At 61.5% G+C, this 22,970-nt stretch carries 21 protein-coding genes and 1 pseudogene; 12 read left to right on the top strand and 10 right to left on the bottom strand.

All coding sequences use genetic code 11. The annotated features are described in order from the left end of the window. Positions 1–129: 129 nt before the first annotated feature. The 4 genes from ACUN0E_RS05590 to ACUN0E_RS05575 all read right to left on the bottom strand — a co-directional run bounded on the left by ACUN0E_RS05590 (position 130) and on the right by ACUN0E_RS05575 (position 4,604). Entirely contained in the window at positions 130–1,839 is a 1,710-nt protein-coding gene (locus tag ACUN0E_RS05590; protein WP_445565905.1) for a J domain-containing protein, read from the bottom strand. A gap of 6 nt (positions 1,840–1,845) precedes the next feature. Continuing rightward, positions 1,846–3,555: an Hsp70 family protein gene (locus ACUN0E_RS05585; RefSeq protein WP_445565904.1), complete on the bottom strand. Its 1,710-nt coding sequence runs from the start codon at positions 3,553–3,555 to the stop codon at positions 1,846–1,848. Positions 3,556–3,825: 270 nt separating this feature from the next. Continuing rightward, positions 3,826–4,287: a GNAT family N-acetyltransferase gene (locus ACUN0E_RS05580; RefSeq protein ID WP_445565903.1), complete on the bottom strand. Its 462-nt coding sequence runs from the start codon at positions 4,285–4,287 to the stop codon at positions 3,826–3,828. 50 nt (positions 4,288–4,337) lie between these two features. Continuing rightward, positions 4,338–4,604 carry a hypothetical protein gene (locus tag ACUN0E_RS05575; RefSeq protein ID WP_445565902.1) on the bottom strand — a complete coding sequence of 89 codons (267 nt, stop codon included), beginning with the start codon at positions 4,602–4,604 and terminating at the stop codon, positions 4,338–4,340. Positions 4,605–4,717: 113 nt separating this feature from the next. Between ACUN0E_RS05575 and pdxR the strand changes: the two genes are divergently transcribed. Beyond that, complete coding sequence (gene pdxR / locus ACUN0E_RS05570) at positions 4,718–6,223, top strand: MocR-like pyridoxine biosynthesis transcription factor PdxR (protein ID WP_445565901.1); 1,506 nt, start codon at positions 4,718–4,720, stop codon at positions 6,221–6,223. Here pdxR and ACUN0E_RS05565 read toward each other — a convergent pair. The 3 genes and pseudogenes from ACUN0E_RS05565 to ACUN0E_RS05555 all read right to left on the bottom strand — a co-directional run. Then, entirely contained in the window at positions 6,220–7,323 is a 1,104-nt protein-coding gene (locus ACUN0E_RS05565) for an NAD(P)/FAD-dependent oxidoreductase (RefSeq protein WP_445565900.1), read from the bottom strand. The two genes, pdxR and ACUN0E_RS05565, sit on opposite strands and share 4 nt — an antisense overlap. A 147-nt stretch (positions 7,324–7,470) precedes the next feature. Next, on the bottom strand, positions 7,471–7,674 hold the full coding sequence (locus tag ACUN0E_RS05560; RefSeq protein ID WP_325047140.1) for a DUF3562 domain-containing protein: 204 nt from the start codon (positions 7,672–7,674) through the stop codon (positions 7,471–7,473). Positions 7,675–7,981: 307 nt separating this feature from the next. Beyond that, positions 7,982–8,155 (bottom strand): annotated as a pseudogene (locus tag ACUN0E_RS05555) (EamA family transporter); the annotation flags it as partial. 163 nt (positions 8,156–8,318) lie between these two features. Between ACUN0E_RS05555 and ACUN0E_RS05550 the strand changes: the two are divergent. The 8 genes from ACUN0E_RS05550 (at position 8,319) to ACUN0E_RS05515 (ending at position 16,530) form a co-directional block, all read left to right on the top strand. Continuing rightward, complete coding sequence (locus ACUN0E_RS05550) at positions 8,319–9,095, top strand: DUF1295 domain-containing protein (protein ID WP_445565899.1); 777 nt, start codon at positions 8,319–8,321, stop codon at positions 9,093–9,095. 65 nt (positions 9,096–9,160) lie between these two features. Beyond that, complete coding sequence (locus ACUN0E_RS05545) at positions 9,161–10,264, top strand: SAM-dependent methyltransferase (RefSeq protein WP_445565898.1); 1,104 nt, start codon at positions 9,161–9,163, stop codon at positions 10,262–10,264. Positions 10,265–10,289: 25 nt separating this feature from the next. Further along, positions 10,290–10,889, top strand: coding sequence for a uracil-DNA glycosylase family protein (locus ACUN0E_RS05540; RefSeq protein ID WP_408233845.1), 600 nt, complete (start codon positions 10,290–10,292; stop codon positions 10,887–10,889). Between the two features lie 176 nt (positions 10,890–11,065). Continuing rightward, entirely contained in the window at positions 11,066–11,665 is a 600-nt protein-coding gene (locus tag ACUN0E_RS05535) for a cytochrome b (RefSeq protein WP_445565897.1), read from the top strand. A 58-nt stretch (positions 11,666–11,723) separates the two neighbouring features. After that, the gene (locus tag ACUN0E_RS05530; RefSeq protein ID WP_445565896.1) at positions 11,724–13,175 is read left to right on the top strand and encodes a glycosyltransferase family 2 protein; all 1,452 of its coding nucleotides are present in this window, start codon (positions 11,724–11,726) and stop codon (positions 13,173–13,175) included. Positions 13,176–13,363: 188 nt separating this feature from the next. Continuing rightward, on the top strand, positions 13,364–14,602 hold the full coding sequence (locus ACUN0E_RS05525) for a Rieske 2Fe-2S domain-containing protein (RefSeq protein WP_445565895.1): 1,239 nt from the start codon (positions 13,364–13,366) through the stop codon (positions 14,600–14,602). A 158-nt stretch (positions 14,603–14,760) separates the two neighbouring features. Then, a complete protein-coding gene (locus tag ACUN0E_RS05520) occupies positions 14,761–15,750 on the top strand; it encodes an alpha/beta hydrolase (protein WP_445565894.1) in 990 nt (329 codons plus the stop codon). A gap of 363 nt (positions 15,751–16,113) precedes the next feature. Next, complete coding sequence (locus tag ACUN0E_RS05515; protein WP_408388434.1) at positions 16,114–16,530, top strand: rubredoxin; 417 nt, start codon at positions 16,114–16,116, stop codon at positions 16,528–16,530. Here the strand turns inward: ACUN0E_RS05515 and ACUN0E_RS05510 are convergent. Together ACUN0E_RS05510 and ACUN0E_RS05505 are read right to left on the bottom strand one after the other, a co-directional pair. After that, positions 16,527–17,372, bottom strand: a complete 846-nt coding sequence (locus ACUN0E_RS05510; protein WP_408233863.1) for an oxidoreductase — start codon at positions 17,370–17,372, stop codon at positions 16,527–16,529. The two genes, ACUN0E_RS05515 and ACUN0E_RS05510, sit on opposite strands and share 4 nt — an antisense overlap. Before the next feature lie 57 nt (positions 17,373–17,429). Beyond that, positions 17,430–18,359: a LysR family transcriptional regulator gene (locus tag ACUN0E_RS05505; protein ID WP_445565893.1), complete on the bottom strand. Its 930-nt coding sequence runs from the start codon at positions 18,357–18,359 to the stop codon at positions 17,430–17,432. 112 nt (positions 18,360–18,471) lie between these two features. Between ACUN0E_RS05505 and lysA the strand changes: the two genes are divergently transcribed. After that, positions 18,472–19,713 carry a diaminopimelate decarboxylase gene (gene lysA, locus ACUN0E_RS05500; RefSeq protein ID WP_445565892.1) on the top strand — a complete coding sequence of 414 codons (1,242 nt, stop codon included), beginning with the start codon at positions 18,472–18,474 and terminating at the stop codon, positions 19,711–19,713. A gap of 213 nt (positions 19,714–19,926) precedes the next feature. Here lysA and ACUN0E_RS05495 read toward each other — a convergent pair whose 3' ends face one another. After that, entirely contained in the window at positions 19,927–20,847 is a 921-nt protein-coding gene (locus ACUN0E_RS05495) for a LysR family transcriptional regulator (protein WP_445565891.1), read from the bottom strand. Positions 20,848–20,963: 116 nt separating this feature from the next. On the opposite strand from ACUN0E_RS05495, the gene ACUN0E_RS05490 reads away from it, so the two are divergent. Both ACUN0E_RS05490 and ACUN0E_RS05485 read left to right on the top strand, forming a co-directional pair. After that, positions 20,964–21,731 carry a transporter substrate-binding domain-containing protein gene (locus ACUN0E_RS05490; RefSeq protein ID WP_445565890.1) on the top strand — a complete coding sequence of 256 codons (768 nt, stop codon included), beginning with the start codon at positions 20,964–20,966 and terminating at the stop codon, positions 21,729–21,731. A 39-nt stretch (positions 21,732–21,770) separates the two neighbouring features. Then, positions 21,771–22,886, top strand: coding sequence for a succinylglutamate desuccinylase/aspartoacylase family protein (locus ACUN0E_RS05485; RefSeq protein WP_445565889.1), 1,116 nt, complete (start codon positions 21,771–21,773; stop codon positions 22,884–22,886). The last annotated feature ends 84 nt before the right edge of the window (positions 22,887–22,970 follow it).

The following is a 22,970-nucleotide window of genomic DNA, read 5'->3' as shown; positions in this document are numbered from 1 at the left end:
GCGTGTGAGGAGTTTGGTGGGCGGTTGATGTAGAAGTAAAGCAGTAGCAGAACCGCAATGGCAGGGAGACGAAGGGCGCACTGGGTGGTGCGCCCTTTGTTTTTGTTGACGGTATCTTTAGATGCGACCTTACGGCGCCGTTCGCGGCGATAGCCGACGTTGTTTCAGCTCTTCGATAATCCAGACACTCATCAGCCCCGCGCTCACGCAAGCGATGATGTCCGGCTTGGAGAGTGCGAACGCGAACCAGGCGAGATGGACATAGCCACGGAAAAACCCCGGCACAGCCCGGCGCAGATCATTCCAACGCGTCGTCGCCAATACACCGCCCGCCGCGGCCATGACCGTAAAGAGCGCCCATGCGAATTGCGTCGAACGCTCGTCCCGCTGCAGCAGCAGAACGATCAACGCGGCGAAACCCGCAAACCACATCGCTGCCCCAAAGCGCGCGAGGCGCGGCCGACGTGCGAGCCAGCCGCGCCATTCCTGTTGCGCAAAAGAGAAGAAGAAAGCGAACAGCACGCCGTGCGCGAACGGCATAGGCCATGCGCGAGGATCGGTGGCGAGCCAATGGCCAGCGAAGCCAAATCCGATCGCACCGACGGCGGCCGGTATCACGAGCTGCTTGATACGCGGCCATCCGTAGAGCAACGCGGCCCACATCGTGCAGATGCCGAGCGTGTCCATTGCGATCGAGGTCAAGCGCCCGCTGCCGTCGTCGCACAACGAAGCGGCAGTTGCGCCAAGCCAAACCGGAACCCAGCCATAACGCAGCGAGCCCATCGAGCGTAGCGCCCGCAGTCGCTGTTGCTGCGGTTCGGACAGCAGGACAGTTGTCGCGGCGCTGGAGACCAGCGTCACCATCAGCGTGGCCAGAAGCACGGCCCACTGAACGGGCGTCCATTGATCGAACCACTGATCGCGATTGAGGTCCATCGAAGCGTTCGCGAACAGCAACCCGCACCAGGCGCTTAGCGTGAGCGCTGGACCGAACAGTCGGCTTGCGCCAATCCGGAACGTCAGGCAGCGGGTCCAGAATTCGACCTTCTCGCTGTCGAGCCGCAGGCGCACGACATTCGGATGATAGTGATTGAGCGCAGTCAGCAACTGTTCCATCCCGGTACGCACGCCTGCGCGAAGCAGAGCGTGTGCACCGGTCGCCAACGGCGGCTGCGGCCCTTCGAGCAGGGCCATGGCATTCGTGTAGCGCAGGCTCAGCGCGTTGTAGTCCTCGTCGGCGAATACACGGTCCAGTGCGAGGGTCGCGATGGCCGCGTTGCGGCGACGCAGATGGGCGGCATTGTCCCGCCATCCCAGGACCGCGCTCAGGTTCATGCGTAGCGTGGCCGGCGTATCCTCGTTCAGGCAATGAACCAGCGCTTGCCATTCGAGTTCGTCGCGCGTCTGAATGTTAACGACGTCGGCGAACAGATCCTGCAGGGAACGGTGCGACTCGAGCTGGTCTCGTTGCGCGACGAAGTTCTGCCACAACTGCACAGCGCGTTCGAAGGCGTCGGGTTCGCGAAGGTGCGCTTCGGGCTCGGGCTGCGCTGGTGTAAAGCCGGATGGTTGTGGCGTCTGTTGCGTTGCAGGTGTCGCGCGCGAAGCCTGCATCGTTTCCGCGCCTGGCAACGGTTCGACGGCGGCCTTGGTGCTCGCGCTCGCCATCTGCAACGCCGACTCATACGCATACCGCAGACGCTGAAACGCCTCGGCGTCTTCATCCGGACGTTGCTGTTTCAGGAGGCGCGCATAAGCGCGGCGCACGGCGCGCTCGTCGGCGTTCGCCGCAATGCCGAGCACGTCCCAGGGCCAGTGATAGGCAGAAGTCGTATCCATGGCCGATCAGTAAGTCACATGCATATCGAAGCGATCCAGCAGCGCGCTCAGTTCGCTGCGCACGTGCGCGATTTCCTCGGCGTTCTGCCGCTCGAGCAACGACTGGAACCGCGCGATAAGTGCGGCCAGATACTGCCGATGCTCGCCGAGCGTTTCCTCATAGACACGATCCGCGCGCGTGAGCAGCGTGCGATTCTCCAGTTGGTCGCGCGGATGGATCTTCAGCGCTGCCAATGTGGCGAGCCGTGCGTTGATTTCCGCCGGTGTCAGCACGCCAGGATTTTCTTCGATCACCATCGCCCGTTTCACACCACCGGGAAAGGCTGTGGCTTCCACTTCCAGCACGCCGTTGATATCGTAGGTAAACCGGACATCCGCGCCTGCCTGCCCTGCCGGCTTGTCAGGCACGTCGAGCGTGAATTCGCCGAGCGGCACGTTGTCGGCGGTCAAACGTGCTTCGCCCTGGAACACCTTGATGCTCAGCATCTGCTGACGCTCGCTCACGGTGAAAATGCGCTGCACGCGGCTTACCGGCACAATCGTGTTGCGCTCGATGATCGGCAGAAAGTGCCCCGGCACATATTGACTGGCACCAAGCTGCATCGCGGTATCGATGCCGAGGCTATATGGCGCGACGTCGGTCAGCACCATTTCCTCGAGGCCGGCGTCCCGCGTGACGAGCCCTGCCTGGACGGCGGCGCCGAGCGCGACGACTTCGTCCGGGTTCAGATTGGCGGCGGGCAAGCGGCCGAACATCTTCGAGACCAGCTTGCGTACCATCGGCATACGCGAGGCACCGCCGACGAGGATGATTTCGTCGAGCGCATCGACGGCGATCTTCGAATCGCGCAACGCACGCTCGACCGGTTTGCGCAGCCGTTGCAACAGGTGCTCGCAGGTCTGTTCCGCGGTGGCCGCGTCGAGTTCGAGGATGTGCTCTGTGTCGCCGACCGTGAGCTTGAGCGTGACGCTCCCGGCACCGTTTTGCGTGAGCAGACGTTTTGCACGTTCAGCCTGCTGATGCAGACGTTGCGCGGCAATCGGCGTGAGCGATGTGATTCGAAGACTATTGCGCTCGCAGAACAATTCAACGAGCGCTTCGGTGAAATCCTCGCCGCCCAGAAAATTGTCGCCAGTGCTGGCGCGCACTTCCATCACACCTTCGAAGAAGTCGAGCACCGAGACGTCAAATGTGCCGCCGCCCAGATCGAAGATCAGGAACTTGCGTTCGCTATCGCGTTGATGCACGCCGTACGCGAGCGACGCCGCGGTCGGTTCGTTGACGAGGCGCAGCACATTCAGGCCGGCCAGTTCGCCGGCGATGCGGGTGGCCTTGCGTTGCGCGTCGCTGAAATAGGCCGGCACGGCGATCACGACGTCGCGTACCGCTTCGCCGAGAAACGCCTCGGCATCGGCTTTCAACGATTGGAGCACCAGTGAAGACAGCTCTTCCGGACGCAGTGTCTGCACGCCGAGCGACACGTTCCGATTCGTGCCCATGTAGCGTTTGAAGTTCGCGGCGGTGCGTTCGGGATGCGTATGCAAGCGATCGTGAGCGGGCCGGCCGACGAGGATCGAACCGTCGTCGTCGATAGAGACACACGACGGCGTCAGCACGTCGCCCAATGCATTCGGGATGAGGACAGCCTTGTTGTCATGCCAGAGCGCGGCAAGACTATGCGTGGTTCCAAGATCGATGCCGATGATCGAAGGCATGTACAGTTTCCGATTCGTTTTGCGGCCCTCCGTGAGGAGATCGCCCAAGGTCGCGTGGGAGCCAGATGGTGCTCCGTCCAATGGCGATAACGGCAGGTTGCATGCAAACTTGAGCGGTGAGGGCGCGGCCGCGAACCGAATCGGTGCAAGAGATGCGACTCACATGGCGGCTGGACAAGGGGCCGGGCATGCGAATGCTGCGCGCCGCCCATGGCGGGCGGCGCGAGGAGGGGGAATCGAACGCCTTCTATGCGAGCGCGTAATTCGACGTTACAACGCCTTGCGGTACACCACGAAACCGGAGTGCTCCGCGACCTTGTCGTACAGCTTCATCGCCGTGTGATTCGTCTCATGCGTTTGCCAGTAGACCCGCTGCAAACCGTCGGCCTTGGCTCGGGCATACACGGCTTCGATCAGTGCACGGCCGACGCCTTTGCCGCGTTCCGACTCCAGCGTGTAGAGATCTTGCAGATAACACGTTGGCGCGATCATGGTGGTGTGACGGTGATACAGGAAGTGCACGAGGCCGAGCAACTGGCCGTTGCGTTCGGCGACCATCGCGTGTATTGGCTCGTAGCCGTCGAAAAAACGCCCCCACGTAACCTGCGTGATCTCGCGCGGCAATGCCGTTTCGCCCGAGCGACCGTAGAACGCATTGTAGGCGTCCCACAGCGGCAGCCAGGCGTTGAAGTCGGCCGGCGTGACGGGGCGGATTTGAATGGAATCGGACATGAGTGTGGCTCCTTGTCTGGTTATGGTTGAGGGCGAGTGGATCGCCACCGCTAGGGCTGCGTCGAGCAAGCGTAGAGGGCGGCGCTGAATGCCTGCTCACGATCTTCCTCGCTGGCGGTTGTTGCGGTAGCGGCGCCGGCCGTGCTACCGCGTTGCCCGAGAGTTTCGTTTACGCAGGCGTCCAGCCTTGCCCGTGCGGTTGCTGCGGGGTCGAGCACGCCATAGGCATAAGCCATGCAAGCCAGCGCCACACACCCCTTCACCGCGGCGCCATAGCGCAGGCGTGAGGTTACGGTGCGGCGTGCATGCGTATTCATGGCATCGGCCCCTCTCGTGATATTCATGGGTGGCGACTCTGGAACCGTTAGCATAAGAAATTTGTGGCACCATTGTTAGCTCCACAATGCGACCAGAATTTGGAGCCACGAATTTGGACTACGGCCTGTTGATGTCGAATGTCGAGCGTGCGATGGGCGGGCGCAAACTCACGCAGCAGGACTTGCTCTACGAGAGTTTGCGTCGCGCGATTCTCGATGGCGATATCCGCCACGGCAGCCGCCTTCTCGCCACGCGAGCGCTCGCCGAACAATTGGGCATTGCGCGCAACTCAGTGCTCTACGCATACGAACGGCTCACCGAAGAGGGCTTCATCACGGCGAGCCGGCATGGTTCCATTGTCAGTATGGTGAGTGGGTCGGGCGCTGCGATTTCCGCAGCAAGTGGTGGCGTGCAGGTGCCCGAAAACCGCCTGTCGCGCCGCGTCGCCGATCTGCCGCGCGAACGCGCGAGCCCCGACGACCCTACGCCGTTTCGTCCCGGTGTGCCCGCACTCGATGAATTCCCGCTCGCGCAATGGCGTGCCTCGATGGAGCGCGCATGGCGTTCGGTCGAGCCGAGCGAACTCGGCTACGGCAATAACGCCGGGCACCCCGCATTGTGCCGCTCGATTGCGGAATACGTGCGCGTGTCGCGCGGCGTGCGCTGTTCGGCGGGGCAGGTGTTCGTCACCTCGGGCACGCAGGCGAGTCTCGATCTATGCGCCTGTATGCTGGCCGACCCCGGCGACAGCGTCTGGGTCGAGGATCCCGGCTATCACGGCGCGAAGGCTGCGTTTCAGGCAGCCGGTTTGCAACTGGTGCCGATTCCCGTCGATGCCGCCGGCATGGCGCCGACGCCCGATCACTGGGAGCAGACGCCGCCGCGCCTGATGTACATCACGCCCTCGCATCAATATCCGCTTGGCAGCGTGCTGAGTCTGGAACGGCGCTGGTCGATCATCGAGAATGCGGTGGCGCGCGGCGCATGGATTATCGAGGACGACTACGACAGCGAACTGCGCCACAGCGGTCCGCCGTTGCCGTCGATCCAGGGTCTCGCGGCCGACACGCCGGTGATTTACCTCGGCACCTTCAGCAAGACGATGTTTCCTGCGCTGCGTATGGGCTTCATGGTCGTGCCGGCGCATCTCGTCGCCGATATCGACGAGGCGCTCAGTGAGATCGCACGGCAAGGGCGCGTGGCGGAACAGATCGCCTTGGCAGATTTCATCGACAGCGGAAAGTATGCGCGGCATCTGCGGCGCATGCGGCGTCTTTATCAGCAGCGCCGCACCGCATTGGTAAGCGCGATCGATCGGCATATGAGCGACCTGGTGACGGTCTCGTCCGACGGCGGCGGCATGCATCTGACGGTGCGGCTCGACGTGCCGCTACGCGACCAGGACGTGAGCGCGGCGACGCGCGAGCACGGTTTGCGTATCGCTGCGTTAAGCGCTTTTTGTCAGGCACCCGCTAAAGACGCCCCGCGCTACAACGGCTTCATGCTTGGCTACGCGGGTATCAAACCGCACGAAGCAGACGCGCTGGTGACGCGACTCGCCGCCGTGGTGCGTGGGCTGGACCGCGAACGTCTTATTGCCATGAAGAAAGAAAGCTAAACCGTTTCCGCCCTGAGCCAACGCGCGAGCATGGCGTCGTCATCGGTATCCAGCGCTTGCGCGACCCGGCGTCCGATCGCGGCACCGAATTTATAGCCGTGGCCTGAGCATGCCGACACAACCAGCGTGTTGCCGATGCGCTTCGAAAAAAAGCGTTTGTCCGCCGTGAACGTGTAGGCGCAGGTTTTGACTTCGGTCACCGTATATTCGTCGATACGGCCGAACGGCGGTGAAAACAACCGGCGCAGACTGTCGCCTTCTCCGGGCGCCGCGACGCGATTGGCGTCAGGATCAGGCGCACTGGATCTGTGCACACCGGCGCCGAACTTCAGGCCGACGCCTTCGACCGGCGGCAGCACATAACCGTCGCTATCGCCACCGATATCGACGATAGCGGGCGCATTCGACCATGCGTCCTCCAGATCCGCAGGCGGCTCCATATACGCGACCGCGTTGCGGTAAGTCATCAGGTTTTCGGCGAACGCGGGGAACAGTTGCAGCGTCCATGCACCGGCGGTGACCACGAGCCGGTCGGCGGCAATGAGGGTGTCGTCTTCGAGCCGCACGGAGGCGGTGCGCGCATCGACCGCGAGTACCTTGGTATGCGTGCGAATCTCGGCGCCGCGCATCTTGAGCCACGCTTTCATGTCGCGTGCAATGCGTTCGCTAAATAGCGCGCCGCCATCATGATCGAGGTAGGCATAGCGAAACGTGGCGGGGTCGAGAAATGGATAGCGCTCGGCCGCTTCGCGCGGATCGAGTTGTTCATATTCGAATTTCATCCGGTCGAGGCCGGCGCGGAATAGCTCGGCGCCATCGCCAGCGCGCTGCGAAATACCGAGCACGCCGCAGTTCGCATAGTGGGATACACCCAGGTCATTCCACAGCAGATCCCAACTATCGAACGCCTCGGCGATGGTGCGTGCGTAGCCGTCGGCATCACCATACGCACGACGGATCATTCGATGCCGGTCGCCCGAGGCGGCGAGTGGATTCGGAATCGAGCCCTGCTCGATCAGCGTGATGTCGTGTCCGAGCTTTGCGAGCCACCACGCGGTGCTCAAGCCGGCAATGCCCGCGCCTACGATTGTCACCCGCATGCCATCTTCCCCCGAGTCGATGTATCCGGGTCAAAGTCTAGCAGTGGGAAAAATAAACCGGTACGCGTTCTGGTGAATCGCCGCGCGAGCCAGCGGGGTCGATTCATCGTGCTGCCAGGCAGGCGGTGGTCTCCGCGCGCCGCCGTATCAATGTTGGTGCTTCGACGGATGGCGCAGCTTGTCGCGTACTTTCTTCGCGGCGAACAGCGGCACGTAATCGAACACACGCGCTTCGTGCCGGTAGTCGGCGAGTGTGTCTGCATACATCTTCGAGACCGTTTCCGTGGGCGTGTCGGTTTCCTCTGCGATGCTTCTCACCACTTCGTCGACGTTAGGCTCGGGTTGGGACATGGATCTCTCCGGGGAAAGCGGGTGGGTAGGGGAATTGCAAGGAACAGGCACGCACGACAGGAGTTTCATTACAGGATGCGATTGGCCGCGATGCCAATTGAATCGATCTATCGCGTGAACCGTTCCACAGAGATTTTTGTCTTGCACTGCGGCAAACGCCCGCAGCGCGCGGTGCTATGAGAAATCAATGCGTATGTCGGTGATGAATATCCGGGAAATGCGCGTGTGCATGCGTGACCGGCGCATGGGAATGCGGATGCGTGTGCGGCTCGTCGCCGTTCCACGCGAAATCGTGCGCGTGGCCTTTCAGGCGGCGCGCCAGAATCACAGCGGCAAGGCCGACACCGCTGCCGAGGTAGAACAGGCCGGCGCGCAGAAACGGCGACAGCGAGCCGAGCAGCGCCTTGGCGAGCGGGGTGGTCGCGCCGAACAGGGCGGCGGCGAGCAGCGCGGTGAACGCCGCGTTGAAGCGGGTAGGCATGAGCGGGAAATTCGGTGGAGGCGGGCCTTGCCGACACGATACCGCTATCGGGCCGCGGACGCCTAACGCCGTGGAGCAGGTGTTTGGAGCGGATATCCGGCTCGCGCGCATCCGATCGCGCCCTTACAGCGTATAACTCGCATCGCCATTGAACGGGGGCCCCATGCCGCCACTTGCCGCCGCCGCGATCGCCCTGATCGGGCTCGTCGTGATTTTCAGCGCCGTCTGGGCATGGCAGTTGAAGACCGCGAACGCCGGCATGGTCGACCCGGTATGGGCCTATTCGCTTGGCCTGGTCGCGGTGCTCTACGCCGTGCCTGGCACCGGCGACCCGGTGTCGCGCGCACTGACTGCGCTGGGTGGTCTGGTGTGGGGCGTGCGGCTCGGCACGCATCTGTGGAAACGCAACTACGGCAAGCCTGAAGACGCGCGCTATCGCCGCTTCCGTGAAGAATGGGGCAACAAGGCCGCCAGCAAGATGTTCTGGTTTTTCCAGGCGCAAGTCGTGGTGTCGATGCTGCTGTCGATCGCATTCCTGGTGCCGTCGTACCGGAGCAGTCCGCCGGTTATCGGATGGATCGCGCTGGCGTCCGTGCTGTGGATCGTCTCGGTAGCCGGCGAAGGTATCGCGGACCGGCAACTAAAACGCTTCACGCAGGATCCGGCCAATCACGACAGCGTGTGCCGCGTCGGCTTGTGGCGTTATTCGAGGCATCCGAACTACTTCTTTGAATGCGTACATTGGCTTGCTTACATCGCGCTGTCGATCGGCACGCCCTGGGGTTGGTTGACGTTGTTGCCGCCGGTGCTGATGGCGTTTCTGCTGCTGAAGCTTTCCGGCATCCCGCTGCTCGAAGAAAGCATGGCGAAAAGGCGTACCGGTTACGCCGATTACATGCGCACGACCAGCGCGCTGATTCCGTGGCCGCCGCGGCGTTGAAATGAGTCAGCCACGACGTGAGTGAATGTTCAGAAAGTCCAGGAAAACGATAGGGAGTCAGTCTCATGAGCCTTTCCACTACCGACCATACGATGCCGCCATCGTCGCCAACTGAGCACGGCGACGGCTGGCTGATCCAGCGCTGCGAACGCGGCTGGCTGCCCGGCAGCCTGATCCGTTTCGGCATGCGTCAACTGATGCGCCAGCGTTTGCGCGACGAGGCGATCGGCAACGGCGAGTTGCGCGCGCAACGGCTCAACCGTCTGCTGGACGACTTGCGCGCGAGTCCGATCGCCATCGAAACGCAGGCCGCCAACACGCAGCATTACGAGCTGCCGGCGTCATTCTTCCATGCGCATCTCGGACCGCATCTGAAGTATTCATGCTGCTTGTACCCGAGCGGCAACGAGACGCTCGCACAAGCCGAAGTGGCGATGTTCGAACGCTACGCCGAACGCGCGGAACTGGCCGACGGTCAGCGGATTCTCGATCTCGGCTGCGGGTGGGGTTCGCTGTCGTTGTGGCTGGCGGCGCGTTATCCGCGTGCGCAGATCGTCGCGCTATCGAATTCGCACGGGCAGCGCGCGTTCATCGAAGCGCGTGCGGTGGAGTCCGGTTTGCGCAATCTCTCGGTAGTCACGGGCAATGTTGTCGATTTCGAATTCGATGAAGCGCAGCTTGGCGGTGGTTTCGATCGCGTGGTGTCGATCGAGATGTTCGAGCATATGAAGAATTACGGGCTGCTGCTCGCCAGGATTTCGCGCTGGATGCGCGATGAAGCGAAGCTGTTCGTGCATATCTTCGTGCATCGCACGCTTGCGTATCACTTTCAGGTGCAGGACGGCAGCGACTGGATGTCGAAGTATTTTTTCACGGGTGGCACGATGCCGTCCGAGGCGCTCCTGCTGAACTTCCAGGACGATCTGCGCATGGAGCGCCAGTGGTGGGTGAGCGGCACGCATTACGAACGCACGGCGAATCAGTGGCTCGCCGCCCTCGATGCGGCGCGTGATCGCGTGATGCCGATGCTCGTCGACACATATGGCGCGCGCGACGCGGCTGTGTGGCTGCAGCGGTGGCGAATGTTTTACATGGCCGTGGCCGAGTTGTTCGGCTACGCGAACGGGAATGAGTGGGGCGTGGGACACTATCGGTTTGTGAAGCACTAAACTGAATCCTGACCCGCGCCATGGCATGAACGTAAGGAAACCCATTTTACTGACCACGCTATTGCACGACATTCGCGCCTGTACGGTGTGCGCGCCGGTACTGCCGCATGCGCCGAGGCCGGTCGTGGTGGCGTCTGCTGACTCGCGCATTCTGATCATCGGCCAGGCGCCCGGTGCGCGCGTGCATGCTTCGGGCATTCCATGGAGCGATGCGAGCGGTGCACGTTTGCGCAAGTGGCTCGAGGTTTCCGACGAGACCTTTTACGACGCCTCGAAATTTGCCGTCGTGCCGATGGGTTTCTGCTTTCCGGGCAAAGGCGCGAGTGGCGATCTGCCGCCACGCCCCGAATGCGCCGCGCACTGGCATCAGGCCTTGCTCGCCCAGTTGCGCGAGGTGCGCCTCACGTTGCTGATTGGTCAATACGCGCAGCGTTTTGGTCTCGGTGATGCATTCGGGCCGACGCTAACCGATACGCTGCTGCGCTGGCAGGAATATGGCCCCAACGTGATGCCGCTTCCGCATCCATCGCCGCGCAATATTGCCTGGTTCAAGCGCAATCCGTGGTTCGAAGCGGAGGTGTTGCCGACTTTGCGAACTCGGGTTGCCGCGGCTCTCCGGACGTGAATCCACCGCGCCACGTGCCGTCGAAATAATCTGAAACACATCGCTCAGCGCCCAGTGGAATAAAACGTCACACTAATGCGTTTGCCTCATACCGTCGGCGCGAGCAGATATCGCGGCGGTAGGGCTGCATTTTCAAACAGCTTTCGCAAGACACCCATTTGCAGACGGAACGACCGATGAACACTCACGCCGACTCCCTGACCGATTCGACCGGTGCGCCGCTGCCGTCGCGCTATACCCGCACGGCGATGACGCTGCACTGGCTGATCGCGCTGCTCATGATCGTCAACGTTGTGCTCGGGCTGACTGCCGAATCATGGCCGGACGACTGGGTGCGTCCGGTGGTCGATACCCATAAGTCGATCGGCATCACGGTGCTCGGTCTCGCGCTGATGCGCATCTTGTGGCGCGTCTCGCACAAGCCGCCGCCGTTGCCGCGCGAGTTTCCGTCGTGGGAGAAGATCGCCGCGCATGTCGCCCATTTCCTGCTGTATCTGCTGATGATTGCGCTGCCGCTGTCCGGCTGGTTGCACGATTCCGCGTGGAAAGACGCGGCCACGCATCCGATGCGCCTGTTCAACCTGTTCCCCTGGCCGCGCATCGGCTATGTGATGAATCTCGATCCGGCGCTCAAGGAGACCTTGCACGACCGCTTCGGCGCCTTGCATACATGGCTTGGCTATGCGCTGTATGCGTTGCTGGCGATGCATATCGGCGGCGCGTTGAAGCATCAATGGATCGACCGCAAGTCGGTTCTGAAACGCATGGTGCCGTAAGCACGGTCACGCTACTTTCCATCTAATAACCGCACACTCGACGGACTCAGCAGTCATTTTGAAGAAAACTCTGGAACAGGCACTCGCCCTTGCATCCCCGCGCATTCTGCCGCGTCCCACTACGCTGCTGAGCACGCTGATTCATTTCAGCGTCGTCGTGTTGTGGTTGCTGCTGTTCGCCCGCGCATTCTTTCTCCAAGGCGTGGTGGCGTGGTCGACGGGTCTTGCCTATGTCGTGTATGACACGTTGCTGCTTGCCTTCGTCACGTGGAAAACGCTGCCGCTGATGCGGCCCACACCGCCGCTCGAACCTGATTTCGATGCGCGGCGCTTGCCAGACATGGGTGTGATCGTTGCGTCGCATAACGAGGCGGCGGTGTTGCCGGTCACGCTCGCGGCGCTGCTACGTCAGACGCATGGCCCGGCGCAGATTGTGATCGCCGACGACGGTTCCACCGATGCCACCCACGCGCTGCTCACTGAACGCTTCGGCCTGGTTGCCGCAGCCGACGGGGTGCTGAGCGCGCCGAGTTCGCTCTATCCGAATCTGTACTGGCTGCGCGTGCCGCACGGCGGCAAGGCCCGCGCGCTGAACGCAGCCATCACGATCATGACCACCGAGACCGTCATGACCGTCGACGCCGACACGCTGCTCGACGACGACGCCACCTACGCGATGCGCGCCGCCTTCGCGAGCGAGCCGAAGCTGGTCGCGGCGGCCGGCATTCTGGTGCCGGTTTGCGGAAAATCGGTGTCGGGCCGCGTGTTCCAGTGGTTCCAGACCTACGAGTACATGCGCAACTTCATTGCCCGCTTTGCGTGGATGCGTGCCGATAGTCTGCTGCTGATTTCAGGCGCCTTCGCGTCGTTCAAGCGCGACGCACTGGTGGACGTGGGCGGCTTCGATCCGCAGTGTCTGGTCGAAGACTACGAATTGATTCATCGGCTGCGCCGCTATTCGGTCGACCACGATCTCGGCTGGGACGTGCGCGTGGTGGGCAACGCCCATGCGCATACCGATGCACCGGACAACCTCGGCAGTTTCTTGCGGCAGCGCCGCCGCTGGTTCGCGGGTTTCCTGCAAACCCAATACTGGAACCGCGACATGACCGGCAACCCGTGTTACGGCACGATGGGCATGCTGATGCTGCCGGTCAAGGCCATCGATACGATGCAACCGATCTACGGACTGACTGCCTTCGCGCTGCTGCTCGGTTTTCTGTTTGGCGGGCATGGCGCGATCGTCGTGTCGATTTTCAGCGTGATCGGCCTCAAAACGGCGATCGATCTCGCGTTTTATCTCTGGTGTATCCATCTGTACCGCCGCTGGACCGGCGAGCGTACCCGCGCCAGTTTGTGGATGGCGATGCTCGCGGCGATCGCCGAGCCGTTTACGTTCCAGTTGGTGCGTCATGTCGGCGCACTGCTTGGCTGGCTGCATTTCCTGCGTGGTGGACGCTCGTGGGGCGTGCAACGCCGCTCCGGGCTCGTGACGCACGACGAAAACTAGCAGCCGGCACCTTATTTGACGAGCAGGGTGTCAGGCCGACGCGATTGCGCCCAGGGGCGGCGCAACGGGGAATGGCGTGCGGCGGATGGAACCATGCCGCTGCAGGTTCGAGTAGACTGTGCAACGATGTCGGCCTGCGAAATGCAGGGCGCCAACCTTCTATCCGCTCGTGCACGGAGGCTCCACCTATGCATGCTGTTCCCCCGCTCGAACAAGACACCGTCGATGCGCCGGTCGATACCTCGCCTGCTCATGCCGCCGCGCAAACCCACGCCCCAACAGCCGCGCATGCACACGCGCCGGATCAGGCCGCCAACGGCGCCCCGGTGCGCGATCTGCGCCGCGTCGGTATTCACCCTGACTACTGGTATCCGCTGGCGTGGTCGCATGAAGTGAAGCGGGGCAAGACGCATGGTGTGACGTTCGCAGGCGACCCGATCGTGCTGGCGCGTACGGAGTCCGGCAAGGTGTTCGCGCTCGAAGATCGGTGCGCGCATCGTCAGGTGCCGTTGCATCAGGGCGTGGTGGATGGCGAGTCGATCCGTTGCGGCTATCACGGCTGGACCTACGACTGTTCGGGCACGTGTATCGACGTGCCGTATCTGGGCCGCGATCGTCTGCCGAACGGCGTGCGTTCTTATCCGTGCCGCGAAGTCGAAGGCCTGATTTTCGTGTTTCCCGGCGATGCCGCTTTGGCGGAAGAACGGCCGCTGCCCGCGTTCGGTTCCGTAGCCGACAAGAAGTACAAGACGCGCCGTTTCGGCCGCCCGGTGAATTGCCATTATTCGTTCATGCACGAGAACCTGATGGATATGAACCATCAGTTCCTGCATCGCCGGCAGATGGGTCAGATGCGTGCGCGATCGCTGGGACGGCGCCGCGGCGAAGGCTGGGTCGAAGTCGATTACACGTTTGCGCGCATGGCCGGCCAGCAGCCGATCGGCGAAGCCATCGTGTTCGGCCAGAGCCGCAAGACCGGTGGCGACAACGACAAAGACGTGATGACGATCCGCACCGAGTATCCGTATCAGACGCTGCAGATCCGCACGTCCGAGCAGACGCTGGTGATGGATTTGTGGATTGTCTACGTGCCGCTCGATCGCGAGCAGCGCACCAACCGCACGTTTGGCTTGCTGTCGATTCGCAAACCGGGTATTCCGGGCGTGCTGAATCTCGCCTGGCCGCTGCTCGTGTGGTTCACCGAACGCATCTTCAAGGAAGACCGCGAGATCGTCGAAGCTGAACAACGCGCGCACGATTCGCAGGGCGCGGACTGGAATCACGAGGTGTTTCCGGTCATCAACGAACTACGCGCCCTGCTGCGCGAGAGCGGTGCGCCGGATCAGGTGGTGGGTGCCGGCACTGGTGGCGGCGCGGTGATCCGTTTCTGGGATTCGCGCCACGGCAACCCCTTGTCGAATACTTGATATTCGAGTTTTTTGGCGCCACGCAGGACCGTACAATCGTCGGCGACGATGAGCGGCGAGCTGGCGGCGCCTATAAAAATACGCATAAGGTGCATGAAACGCAGGCTCATCGATCGGGAAATCCAAAATCATAATTAATCGCCTGAGGGGTCCATTCGATGAGTACCGAACTGCATGCAGTGATGCCGGTTGTCGTGTTCTGTGTGGGCCTCGCCATCATGGCAGTGGCGCTGGTGAAGGGTGGTCCCAAACAGCCGCCGCCGCTTGCGTCGATCAATGAGCCTTTCAAGTCGGTCGATACTTCCGATTTACCTCCAATTGAACGCTACACCGCGCGCGATAACACAGCGCTCGCATATCGGTGTTATGCGAGCCGGATAACGGGAGTGCGAGGCAGCGCTGTGCTGATTCACGGCTCGTCGGCGAGTAGCGTGAGCCTGCATACCCTGGCGAAAGCGCTTGCCGAGGCCGGTTACGACATCTACGTGCCCGACATGCGTGGACATGGCGAATCGGGCAAGAAAGGCATGATCGCGTATATCGGCCAGCTTGAAGATGATCTGAGCGACTTCCTCGAGGCGATTCAGCCGGCTGGGCCGCGCACGTTGGCAGGTTTCTCGGCGGGCGGCGGCTTCGCGCTGCGGTTTGCGGGGGATGCCCGGCAAATGGTATTCGACCGCTATGTGTTGCTTGCGCCGTTCATTCATCAGGACGCGCCGACCACGCCGCCTTCCGTCGGCGGGTGGGTGAATGTCGGGTTGCCACGCGTGATCGTGCTGGTGATCCTCAACAAGCTGCGCATCACGCTTTTCAATCATTTGCCGACTGTGGCCTACGCGTTGTCGCCTGAAGCAGCGGCCAAGCTCACGCCGCAGTACTCGTACAACCTGATGCAGAACTTTCGTCCGCATGAGGATTACCGCGCGGATATCCGCGCGACGCGGCAGCCGGTTGAAGTGCTGGTCGGTGCGGACGATGAGGCGTTTCACGCCGGGAAATTTGCCGAGGTCTTTGCGGAAGCAGGGCGTGCGGTGCCGGTCACGATCGTGCCTGGCGTGGCGCATATTGCGTTGACGCTCGATGCTGCGGCCGTTGCCGCGATTGTGGCGGCAGTGTCTGAGCAGGCCAGCGAGGTGGCTTTTTCGTAGGCAGGCTTTCCGGCCGGTGGGGAATGAATCCATCTCCACCTAGTAGGGAATCCAGACCGGTCGAGCAGCGATAATGGCATCTAACACACGCAGGTTTGCGCCAATCGAGATGCGCCGGCCTCACTCCCGTGTACCATTTCGCTTTTTCCGACATTTAAGAACGCCCGTGACTACGCAACACATCCCCTCCGCATCCCGTAAATCCCTGACTCTGCTGCAATTGCTGGGCCTCATTGGCGCCGCCGGACTGATCGCCGCCATCGTGCTGAACCAGTTCGCCTAACCCCGCCACGAAGCCCGCGCTTCAAGCATCCGACCCTATGCCGGCGCTCGCCGCTGGCTTTATCGATATTCCGATTTGCCATGTACAAGAAGGGCGTAGCTGTAGAAATCCAGTTTTCTCCTGAGCGGCTCAACGACGGCGCCGGCGATCCGTACTGGATCGATTTGACGCAGGTCGAGGCGCAACGGTTGTTGGAAAGCCTGCAGGCACGCCTTGCTGAAAGCAGTGTGGGTACGGCCGCACCCTTGGTGGTGAGCCTCGACGACACGCCCGCCACGCAAGCGGTCGCTGCACCGCATGCAGCACTGCAAAGCACCACGTCTGCGGACGACTTCAAACAATGGGTCTGCGTAATCTGCGGCTGGATCTACGACGAAGCCGCCGGATTGCCGGAAGAAGGCATTGCGCCGGGCACCCGCTGGGCAGATGTCCCGGCCGACTGGCGCTGCCCACTGTGCGACGTGGGCAAGGAAGATTTTGCGCTGGTCGAGTTTTAAGCCGGAAAATCCGCACCGACCGTCGTGGCTTCCCAGCCATCGAAGTCGCCGCGCATGAAGTCCAGCTTCTTGCGCGCCAGTTCGAGCGCAGCCTTGCCGAGTAGCAAACGCAGCGGCGGCTGGTCCGACAGCGCCGCGTCGATGATGGCTTGCGCGGCGCGCACCGGATCACCCGCCTGCTTGCCGCTACGCGCTTCGGTCTGCTTGCGGCGCTCACCGGCCGTGCCCGCATAGTCATCGATCACCGTTGCCGATTGCTTGATCGACGGACCTGCCCAGTTCGTGCGGAACGGGCCGGGCTCGACGATCAATACGTCGATGCCGAGCGGCTTCACCTCTAGGGCGAGCGATTCGGACAAGCCTTCCACCGCGTATTTGGTGGCGTGGTAGTAGCCGGTTGCGGCGAAACTGGCAATGCCGCCAATCGACGACACATTCACGATCAAGCCGTTGTGCTGCTCACGCATGATCGGCAGCACCGCCTTCGTTATGTCGACCAGGCCGAACACGTTGGTCTCGAACATGGCGCGGACTTCGTCGTCCTCGCCTTCTTCGATCGCGGCCAGATAGCCGTAACCCGCGTTATTGACGAGCACGTCGATGCGCCCGAAACGCTGTTTGGCTTGCGTGACGACGTCTTCGATCTGCTTGCGGTTCGTCACATCGAGCGGCAGAACCAGTGCGCGATCGCCGTGCGCTTCGGCGATATCTTTCACTTTCGACGGATCGCGTGCGGTGACCACTGCGCGCCAGCCGCGCTCCAGCACCAGCTTCGCCAGCTCGCGGCCGAAGCCGGTGGAACAGCCTGTAATCAGCCAGACGGGGTTGTCTCGATTCATCATTTGGGAAACTCCTGTTGATGGGCCAACGTGGCGCGGACTGATCGTCGAACAGCGCCCTTAATTCTGCTTACGTCTTGTGTGGGTTTTTAATTGTAGTCGTAGCGCGTCGGCTTCGCTTTGCAGCGCTTCAACGAACGCGCCGGCCAGTGGATGGCTCGGACGATGCTCCGGATGAACCACGCTCACCCGAAACGGCAGTGACACGCCGAGCGGCCGGATATGGAGATTGCGGCCCGCGAAATCGAGTGCGGTAAGCGGATTGACGATGGCCACGCCGAGGCCTTGCCGCACGAAACTGCAAACGGAGACGGCGGTGGGCGTCTCGATGATCTGACGGCGCGTGATGCACGCTTGCGTGAAGGCTTCGTCGATCTGAATCCGATACGGATCGTTTGACGACAGGCTGATGAACGGCTGATTCGCGAAATCCTTCAACTCGATCACGCGCTTTGCGAGCAACGGATGCTCATCGGGCAGCACGCAGACTTCGTCCACTTCAAGCAAAGGCGTGAGACGTGTTCCAGCAGGCGGCGCGCCGTGTTCGGTCAGGCCGAGGTCATAGCGCTGCGCGGTCAGCCATTCTTCGAGAAACGGCGATTCTTGCGTCGCGATCGAAAGGCTTACGCCGGGCTGCGCATCATGAAAGCGTTTCGATGCACCCGGCAGGATCGAGTGCGAAAACGCGGGCAACGCGATGATGGAAAGCTGGCCGCCCTGAAATTCGCGCAGGCTTGCTGCCGTGGACGCTACCCGTTCGAGTCCGACATACGCGCGCTTGATTTCATCGAACAGCGTCAACGCGGACATGGTTGGACGCAATCGGCCTTGCACACGTTCGAACAAGGCAAAACCGATGCTCTGTTCCATACGCGCAAGTTCGCGGCTTACCGTGGGTTGCGAGGTGAAGAGCATCTCGGCCGCTTTGGTGACGCTGCCTGCCGTCATCAGCGCGCGGAAGACTTCGATATGTCGATGAGTGAGCGCCATGATGCCTATATCAGGAATGAATAGATTGGCAAAGAATAGGTATTTTACTGAATGAGCGGTTTTCAGCATTATGTGGTTCACACCTATGCCTCGATATAGAGAACCGCGAATCGTGACCACTTTCAATCCACGACAACTCGTCGAACTCGCGCAACAGCACGGCACGCCCCTTTGGGTCTACGACGCCGACGTGATCCGCCAGCGTATCGCCGAATTGCGCAGCTTCGACGTGATTCGCTATGCGCAGAAGGCGTGTTCGAACGTGCATATCCTGACGCTGATGCGCGACGAAGGGGCGATGGTCGATGCCGTATCTTTGGGCGAAATCGCGCGCAGTCTCGCGGCGGGTTTCACGCCGGATGGCGATCCAGAGGGCGTGGTTTTTACCGCTGACCTCGTCGATCACGCGACGCTCGCCACAGTGCTCGAGCATCGCATCACAGTCAACGCCGGTTCGCTCGATATGCTTGAACGCGTGGGGCAGCACGCGCCTGAAGGTCACCGCGTGTGGCTGCGGATCAATCCCGGTTTCGGCCACGGACACAGCAACAAGACCAACACGGGCGGCGAGCATAGCAAGCACGGCATCTGGCTCGATGACGTGCCGCTGGCGATAGCCATAGTGCGCCGTTATGGCCTGAAGCTGGTCGGCTTGCACATGCATATCGGCTCTGGCGTCGACTACACGCATCTGTCGCGCGTGTGCGATGCGATGGTCGAAGCCGTGCAAGGCCTGGGCCACGATATCGAAGCGATTTCGGCTGGTGGAGGTCTATCGGTGCCATACAGCGAAGGCGAACCGCGGATTGACGTTGAGCATTATTTTCGTCTTTGGGACGCGGCGCGGAGGCAGATCGAAGCGCATCTCGGACATCGCGTGAGACTGGAGATCGAGCCGGGGCGTTTTCTGGTTGCGGAAGCCGGTGTGCTGGTTGCCGAGGTGCACGCACTGAACCGGCGGCCGAATCGCCAGTTCGCCCTGGTTGATGCGGGTTTCAACGATCTGGTGAGGCCGTCGTTTTACGGCAGCCATCATGAGATGACGGTGGTGAAAGGTAATGGCATGCCGAGCGAAGCGCCGCGTGGTGCTTTCGCGGTGGCCGGGCCGTTGTGCGAAGCGGGCGATGTGTTCACTCAAGCGGCGGGCGGGGTCGTCACGAGCCGTTCCATGCAGGCGCCGGAAGTGGGGGACTTCATTGTTTTTCATGACGCGGGGGCGTACGGCGCATCGATGTCGTCGAACTACAACAGCCGGCCGTTGGCGCCGGAGGTGTTGGTGGAAAACGGCGCACCGCGGTTGATTCGGCGCAGGCAGACCATCGAGGAGTTGATCGCGCTCGAAACGCTGGACTGAGCACGCCGATAGCCACATTGCTGGAATTGCGGCATTAAGCCGATGGTCGCCTCAACTCGGTCGTCGCGCCGTCCGGCCCAGCCACGCACAAGATCAAAGCGCCTGCGTGCGGCCCCGCGCTAACGGTCTGCGGCGAGCCTTGCGCGTGCCGGCCGTACTGCGCGAGATAGGGCAGGTCGTCGACGTTCAACGCCACGCAGCATCAATCTGGCTTTATCGCGCCCGCACCGTGCGCGTGTACGACGCAATCATCGTCGCGAGTTCCTGTGCCGCGGGCGTGACGGGAATCGCCGCGCGCTGCAGCAGACACACGTTCTGTTCGACCGCTCGCTCGCGCACATTGATCGACGCAAGCGTGCTCGCAAACGGCCCGCGCTTCGCGACGATCGATGCCTCCAGTGACAGGCAGTTCGTCGCGCCGACCAGATGCAGCGTCTCGTACAGGCCTTCTACTGTCGCGATGATTTTCGGCGGCGGCAAACCGTGGCTCTCGAACAGATGATTCAGACGGTTGAGTTGCGGATCGTCGGTGAGATTCGGTGAGCGCGTCGCCACCCAGGTGCAGTCGACGAGTTCGGCCAGCGAGGTCGCGCCGGCTTTCGGATGGCCACGACGGCAGACGATCACGGGATCGGACGGATAGAGCGGCGTCACGGACAGATCGGCCGTGTCAGTATGCTTCGATACCAGCGCGACCGCAAAATCGAGTGTGCCTTCGCGAATCCACGAAATCATCATCCGCGAGGTGCCGGTGCGCAAATGCACTGCGACTCGCTCAAAGCGCGCGCGGAATTCCATCAGCACTGGCGCGAAGGCGTCGACGAGCGGCTCGGTGGTCATGCCGAACGTGACCTCGCCCGCGTAATCGCCACGCAGTTGCCGCACTTCCTGCTCGGCCCGTTCGCATTCCCCGAGGATCGCGCCGGCGCGCTGCAACAGGCGCTGGCCGAGCGCGGTCAGCGCGATTCCGCGGTTCGTGCGAGTGAATAAGGTCGCGCCCAGCATCGATTCGAGGTTCTGCAACTGCTGCGTGACGCCGCTCTGGGCGATGCCAAGCGCCCGCGACGCCGCGCGGATGCTGCCGTGCTCGGCAATGGCGGTAAACGCACGCAACTGGGAGATCGTCAACGCCATGAAGAATCTCTGTGATCGGTAAAAGTGATCATGATATTACTTTCGGGACTTCTTTGAGGCGCGGAGGCGGCATAGGATCGTTCTGCAGTAATCCGCCCAACTCACACCCGCCTCCCATGAAAATCCCGCTGATGATCTTGAGCGCCACGCTGGCTTTCAGCAGTGGTGCATTTGCCGCCGATCCCGCCACGTTGCGCCTCGGTATCGATCCGAGCTATCCGCCTATGGACGCCAAGGCGCCCGACGGCAGCTTCAAAGGTTTCGATGTCGATCTCGGCAACGAAATCTGCCGGCGCATCCATGCCCGTTGCCAGTGGGTCGAACTCGAGTTTTCGGGAATGATTCCCGCGCTGCAGGCGCGCAAGATCGACGCGATTCTTTCGTCGATGGCGATCACGGAGAAGCGTGAGCAACAGATCCTGTTCTCGTCGAAACTGTTCCAGTTCAAATCGCGGCTGATCGCGCGTCAAGGTTCGGCCCTCGCGGGCGGTATGAATGCGTTGGCTGGCAAGCAGATCGGCGTGCAGTCGGGGACGCAGTTCGAGGGGTACGCGTTGAAGAATTGGGCGCCGATTGGCGTGCATGTGGTTGCGTACAAGAGTCAGGATGAGGTCTTCGCTGACTTGCAGAATGGCCGTCTTGATGGGGCATTGCTCGGTTCCGTTGAAGCCGACTACGGATTTTTGCGCACGCCAGCGGGGAAGGGATTTGCGTTTGTCGGCGAGCCACTTTCGATGGGTGACCGTGGCGTAGGTATCGGTTTGCGCAAGGATGAGACTGCGGTACAGGCGTCCATTAATGGGGCGATTGCTTCGATGCTCAAGGACGGTACCTACGCGCAGATCGCGAAGAAGTATTTTGACTTCGATCCGTACGGCAATTGATTTTCCGTTTTACTTCTCTTTTACAGACCTCTCGCTCTCATGAACAAGCAATCGATTCCGCTTTTATCGCCAGCTATCGGCACGCACCGCGAACTGGTGTCGTTTCATTTTGGCCCTGTGGATAGTGGTCAAAAGATCTACATCCAGTCGTCGCTGCATGCTGATGAAACGCCGGCGATGTTGACGACGGTGTTGCTTAAGCGTCGATTGCTCGAGCTGGAGAAGCAAGGCGCGCTGAATGCTGAGATTGTGCTGGTGCCGGTGGCGAATCCTGTTGGACTCGGGCAGTACGTGCTTGGGCAGTTTCTCGGGCGCTTTGATCTGGGAAGTGGCAAGAACTTCAATCGACATTTCATGCAGTTTTCGAAGTTGGTGGCACGGGCTAAGGAGGTTTTGGGTTCGGATGCTAACGAGAATCGGCGGATTGTTCGTGAGTTGATCGCTGCGGAACTGGCGGAACAGAGGCCGTTGACTGAGTTCGAGTCTTTGCAGTTAGCGCTGCTCAAGCTCTCATTCGATGCAGATGTCGTGATCGATCTGCATTGTTCTTTGGAAGCGGCAATGCATCTCTACACCAGTGAGGCTGCGTGGCCTGAGTTTGAGCCTTTGTCACGGTATCTGGGGGCGCAGGCTTCGTTGCTGGCTACTAACTCGGGCGGCGAGTCGTTTGATGAGACGCATAGCCTGTTGTGGTGGAAGTTGCAGCAGGAAATGCCTGCAGATAAGCCGGTGCCCAATGGGACGATTGCTGTGACGGTGGAGTGTCGTGGGCAGCGGGATGTTTCTTATGAAGTCGCGCAGGAGGATGCTGACGCATTGATTGACTACTTGGTCTGGCGCAAGGTTATCAAGCTTGATGCGAAGCCCTTGCCCGAGTTGCTCGCGCCCGCTACGCCTCTCGCTGGCAGTGAGCAGTTCTATGCACCCGTCAGCGGAATTCTTGTTCATCGCGCGAAGATCGGGGACACGATTCGTGTCGGGCAGCCGTTGTTCGACATCGTCGATCCGTTGACCGATGAGACGACTACGCTCGTTAGCAATACCGAAGGTGTGCTTTATATGCGGCGCGCGATTCGGTTTGTGACGGCTGGGGCGCCGTTGGGGCGGGTGACTGGGATGCGGGCGTTTAGGACTGGGGTTTTGTTGGGGGCGTAGTTTTTTGCCTTGGCACACTTCGCCTCCGATCATCGGTTCGGAGGCGCTGCGCTGGCTGCAGCACTGGCACTTGCCGGCAGTGGT

The sequence above is a fragment of the Paraburkholderia sp. D1E genome, from assembly GCF_052682275.1.
This window is presented reverse-complemented; position numbering and strand designations above follow the sequence as displayed.

Bases quoted from the DNA above. Each gene is read 5' to 3' on its own strand.
- ACUN0E_RS05535 (WP_445565897.1), top strand. From the start codon at position 11,066: ATGAACACTCACGCCGACTCCCTGACCGATTCGACCGGTGCGCCGCTG.
- ACUN0E_RS05485 (WP_445565889.1), top strand. From the start codon at position 21,771: ATGAACAAGCAATCGATTCCGCTTTTATCGCCAGCTATCGGCACGCAC.
- ACUN0E_RS05580 (WP_445565903.1), bottom strand. From the start codon at position 4,287: ATGTCCGATTCCATTCAAATCCGCCCCGTCACGCCGGCCGACTTCAAC.
- ACUN0E_RS05545 (WP_445565898.1), top strand. From the start codon at position 9,161: ATGAGCCTTTCCACTACCGACCATACGATGCCGCCATCGTCGCCAACT.
- ACUN0E_RS05525 (WP_445565895.1), top strand. From the start codon at position 13,364: ATGCATGCTGTTCCCCCGCTCGAACAAGACACCGTCGATGCGCCGGTC.
- ACUN0E_RS05590 (WP_445565905.1), bottom strand. From the start codon at position 1,839: ATGGATACGACTTCTGCCTATCACTGGCCCTGGGACGTGCTCGGCATT.
- ACUN0E_RS05520 (WP_445565894.1), top strand. From the start codon at position 14,761: ATGAGTACCGAACTGCATGCAGTGATGCCGGTTGTCGTGTTCTGTGTG.
- ACUN0E_RS05490 (WP_445565890.1), top strand. From the start codon at position 20,964: ATGAAAATCCCGCTGATGATCTTGAGCGCCACGCTGGCTTTCAGCAGT.
- ACUN0E_RS05505 (WP_445565893.1), bottom strand. From the start codon at position 18,359: ATGGCGCTCACTCATCGACATATCGAAGTCTTCCGCGCGCTGATGACG.
- ACUN0E_RS05550 (WP_445565899.1), top strand. From the start codon at position 8,319: ATGCCGCCACTTGCCGCCGCCGCGATCGCCCTGATCGGGCTCGTCGTG.
- ACUN0E_RS05515 (WP_408388434.1), top strand. From the start codon at position 16,114: ATGTACAAGAAGGGCGTAGCTGTAGAAATCCAGTTTTCTCCTGAGCGG.
- ACUN0E_RS05585 (WP_445565904.1), bottom strand. From the start codon at position 3,555: ATGCCTTCGATCATCGGCATCGATCTTGGAACCACGCATAGTCTTGCC.
- ACUN0E_RS05575 (WP_445565902.1), bottom strand. From the start codon at position 4,604: ATGAATACGCATGCACGCCGCACCGTAACCTCACGCCTGCGCTATGGC.
- ACUN0E_RS05510 (WP_408233863.1), bottom strand. From the start codon at position 17,372: ATGATGAATCGAGACAACCCCGTCTGGCTGATTACAGGCTGTTCCACC.
- ACUN0E_RS05565 (WP_445565900.1), bottom strand. From the start codon at position 7,323: ATGCGGGTGACAATCGTAGGCGCGGGCATTGCCGGCTTGAGCACCGCG.
- ACUN0E_RS05540 (WP_408233845.1), top strand. From the start codon at position 10,290: ATGAACGTAAGGAAACCCATTTTACTGACCACGCTATTGCACGACATT.
- ACUN0E_RS05560 (WP_325047140.1), bottom strand. From the start codon at position 7,674: ATGTCCCAACCCGAGCCTAACGTCGACGAAGTGGTGAGAAGCATCGCA.
- ACUN0E_RS05495 (WP_445565891.1), bottom strand. From the start codon at position 20,847: ATGGCGTTGACGATCTCCCAGTTGCGTGCGTTTACCGCCATTGCCGAG.